General features: G+C 55.3%; 4 protein-coding genes. 1 reads left to right on the top strand and 3 read right to left on the bottom strand.

The window, feature by feature from the left end; genetic code table 11:
- The first annotated feature begins 218 nt into the window (after nt 1-218).
- Entirely contained in the window at nt 219-1,142 is a 924-nt protein-coding gene (locus AC1DT3_RS15005) for a glycosyltransferase family 4 protein (RefSeq protein ID WP_477466046.1), read from the top strand.
- A gap of 131 nt (nt 1,143-1,273) precedes the next feature.
- Here AC1DT3_RS15005 and AC1DT3_RS15000 read toward each other — a convergent pair whose 3' ends face one another.
- From AC1DT3_RS15000 to AC1DT3_RS14990, 3 genes are all read right to left on the bottom strand, one after another.
- A complete protein-coding gene (locus tag AC1DT3_RS15000; RefSeq protein ID WP_477466045.1) occupies nt 1,274-1,624 on the bottom strand; it encodes an EamA family transporter in 351 nt (116 codons plus the stop codon).
- Between the two features lie 81 nt (nt 1,625-1,705).
- Entirely contained in the window at nt 1,706-2,614 is a 909-nt protein-coding gene (locus tag AC1DT3_RS14995; protein ID WP_477466044.1) for a class I SAM-dependent methyltransferase, read from the bottom strand.
- A gap of 19 nt (nt 2,615-2,633) precedes the next feature.
- Nucleotides 2,634-3,621: polysaccharide biosynthesis protein (locus AC1DT3_RS14990; RefSeq protein WP_477466043.1), on the bottom strand; the 988-nt coding region annotated here is incomplete at its 5' end.

Raw genomic sequence — 3,621 nt, 5'->3', positions numbered from 1 at the left:
GTGCGTCTGCCCAAAGAGTAATTCTCGTCATCGACCACTATGTTCCCGAACCTGACAAGGACGCGGGTTCCAAGAGCACGATGGGAATCATAGATTCCCTTGTGGATGCCGGATGGAACGTCAAGTTCTGGCCGCACAATCGAATCTACAGCGAGATCTACGCTCGCCGCCTCGAGCGAAAAGGCGTCGAAGTTATCGATGGGAGGAGCCCCGAAACGTTGGAAGCGTGGATCGCGGAAAATGGCGCGGAACTAGATCACATCCTCGTCAATCGGCCTGAAGTCGCGGCAGATACGCTTTCCGAAATTGTCGGCAAGACAGATGCGGTCCTCAGCTACTATGGGCACGATCTGCATTTCGCCCGCATGCGGCGGCAAGCGGAGCTGACAGGCGACGAAAACCTGCTTGAGCAGTCCAGGCTGATGGAGCGCCTTGAAAGGCGCGTTTGGCGTGGATTTGACGTCGTTATCTACCCGTCGATCGAAGAGGCGGATCAGGTGAGGCATATGTCGCCTACGACGCTGGCGCTGCCGATCGTACCGTTCTCATTCGAACCGCCTTCTGATGTTCCGGAGCCTACGCGCGACCAATCAATTCTATTCGTTGCCGGCTTTGCTCATCCGCCGAACGTCGATGCCGCCAAGTTCCTCGTTCGAGAGATCATCCCACAGCTTGAGGCGGAGATTGGTCCCGTCGATGTCGTATTGGCCGGGTCAAATCCGACCTCTGAAGTTAGAGACCTCAGTTCACCACGTGTGAATGTCACTGGGTACGTGACGGACGAGGAACTTCGCGACTTGTATGATCACAGTCGAGTCGCAGTTGTCCCACTGCGCTTCGGGGCGGGCGTCAAAGGGAAGGTCATCGAGGCGCTGAGCTACGGCCTGCCGCTTGTGACCACGCCCATCGGTTCGCAAGGAATTGCGGGCTTGGAAGATGTGGCATCGGTATGCAGCGACGTGCCGCAATTGGTGGCGGCGTTGAAGTCCTTGGTGACAGATGATGCCGCCTGGAGACGCCAATCCGAGCGACAGATGGCTTTCGCCGCTCGAGCTTACTCTCCAACGGCAATGCGAGAGTCTGTGATATCCGTTCTCGAAGCAGGCGAAGCGCGCATATTCCCCAAGGATGATCGCCGCTGATTTAAGAACAAGGTCGCGCAGGATCAGTGCTCGCCGGTTCATGGTAACGCGGCTCGCTCCCTACGTTGGATTTGAGGAGCACGGTTAGGTCGGGATGGGATTTTCCATCCCGACAGAGCGTCAGGACGGCCTCAGCTACGTGTCACGACCACTATGCCGAGAAAAATCAAACTCATTCCGACAATTCGAAGTGCTGAAACTGGCTCGTTGAGGATGAACCAGCCTGCCAGCGCCGTTAGGCAAAGCGTCAAGCCAATGGCGATCGGGTAGGCTACCGAAAGTTCGCTGCGAGAAAGAATTGCAAGCCAAAGTAGGAAGCTCGCAATGTAGAGTGCCGCTCCGACTCCTACAAACGCCAAGGCGTTCCAGACTACGATTCCATCGAACGCTTGCTTCGCCAGCGGCAAGTAGGTTTTCAGGATCAGAAGCCCCGCGACACTTCCTATTGTATAGCCCGCGTACAGCAATACGGTCACGCTCATAGCCGACAGATCCTTCGATCAAAGACCATTATGCACTTACGTCCTGGCTTTGGCACGATCCACATTGAGCCGTCGGACCTATCAGAGAGTTTGCATTTGGTTCTTGGAGTCAGCGCGCTTCCGTCCAACAACGTACATGATATCAAACAAATTCACCGTAACGCTGAGATTGAAGAGCGGCGATTTCTGTAGCGCATCGTAGATCCAACGCTTGTTACCTTTGAGAGCCGTCAGAAAGTAAAGCACTGAGCGCAAGCGGCGCGCGTTTCCCGGATGTGACACGTGAACGATATCAAACCCAGCCGCATCCAAGAGCTGGGAAAGTGTCTCGACGGAGAAGTAATGCATATGTGTCGGGGGATGAATCATCCGCCATGACTTTCCGCGGAATCGAGCGTTGAGCGAACCGATGTCCCCGGTTGTGATTGCAAGAAGGCCATTTGGCTTTAGGTCGCGACCTGCCTTCTCCACGAATAGGTCCGGTCGCTTGAGGTGCTCGATCGTATCCCACATGGTGACAATGTCGACTTGTCGACCGATCTCATAGTGAAGATAATCCGCTTGTCTTGCATCGACTTTCTGATCGCTGGTGGCGATCGCGACTGCGTCCCGTGAAATGTCAATTCCAGATGCCCGACGCACGGACCCGTCAACTTCCCGAAGAAAATAACCGTAGGCGCATCCGATCTCAAAAAGCTCGGCCTCATCCAGATTCGGTCTCAACGTCCTTAGCGTCGCAATTCGATTTCGGAAATTGAGCGAAAGACTTTCCGCCTCAGCCTCGTAGTCGTGGTATTCCTGACCATGGAAATAGTCGATTCCATAGAGTGCATGCAGTTCTTCTTCCGGAATACTTAGATCCGCCGATATGAACCCGCAGGAGTCACATTTAAATAGCCCAGGATAGGATGAAGGCTGGTATCGCCCACCACAGACAAGGCAAGATTGGTCTTCGGGCCCTTGCGGTTGTTCCGCCGTCCTGAGCTTCATCGGATAATTCCCTGTTGCCCTAGACGCGTTGGTCCAGGGAGCGGCCTGTCTCGATATGTTGGAAGTTAGGCAACGCCGAGGAAAGCGCAGCGACAATGTCGGCCTTGGAGACATTGCGAGATGCCTCATTGATATATAGCTCGAGCCGTTGGATCAGCCCATCGTCGGCGGACGTCGTCGCCCGGTGCGCAAGGGCGCGCAAGCTCGTGAACGTCGTCTCGACCTCTTGTTCACCTTCTCCAAGGAATTCCTCATAAGGCTTTTCCCCGCTGGTATCCAGCGGAGTCAGGATCAGCGGCCACTGACCGCGTGAGGCGAGGCCCTCCAAGTCGTGACGCGCCGTCTCCTCGTTGTCGTAGTCGACAGCCTCGTAGCCGTGGAAGGAGAGCACCTTCCGCGCTACGACATCAAGCAACTGGAGTTCCGTTTCCGGCTCCAAGCGTGGAAAATAGATTTGCCGATGCTCCCCGAGCAGTGCGGAAAGCAGGCAAATTTCACCTGCTTCTTGTCGACTGACGAAATAGCGGCGAGTGTCCCGCGGCGCCGCGAGTGGTTGCCTAGCCGCTAAGCGCATCAGAAACGATTGGAGCAGACTTCCGTTGGAAAATGCAACATTGGCGAAGCGGGCTGAGCTGATGTTGAAGGAATCGCGCTCCATGGTGGACGCGAATAGGACATCCTCCATCAGGCGCTTGCTTGCTCCCATTAGACTGGTCGGATTTGCAGCCTTGTCGGTCGAGACACCAAAGTACCGCTCACAGCCCCCTCGGTCGGACAACCAACGTTTGAAGCGAGCCTGACGAACAACGTTCGTATCCACCATCTGCAGCAAGGAGAAGACGTCCTTTTCCGAACGGACATGTTTCAGCGCAGCAAAATTAAGGACGAGGTCATATGGGGCTTCATCGAACAAGAAACGCTGCATAATAGGGCCGCCAAAATCGAACGGCAGCGCTCGAAACTCGACGTCACGAACCGCATCAGATCTGTTCCGAATCGAGCGGACC

The organism is Microvirga sp. P4_G7 (genome assembly GCF_056401005.1).
This window is presented reverse-complemented; position numbering and strand designations above follow the sequence as displayed.

Coding starts and splice junctions, on each gene's coding strand:
- AC1DT3_RS15000 (WP_477466045.1), bottom strand. CDS start 1,624: ATGAGCGTGACCGTATTGCTGTACGCGGGCTATACAATAGGAAGTGTC.
- AC1DT3_RS14995 (WP_477466044.1), bottom strand. CDS start 2,614: ATGAAGCTCAGGACGGCGGAACAACCGCAAGGGCCCGAAGACCAATCT.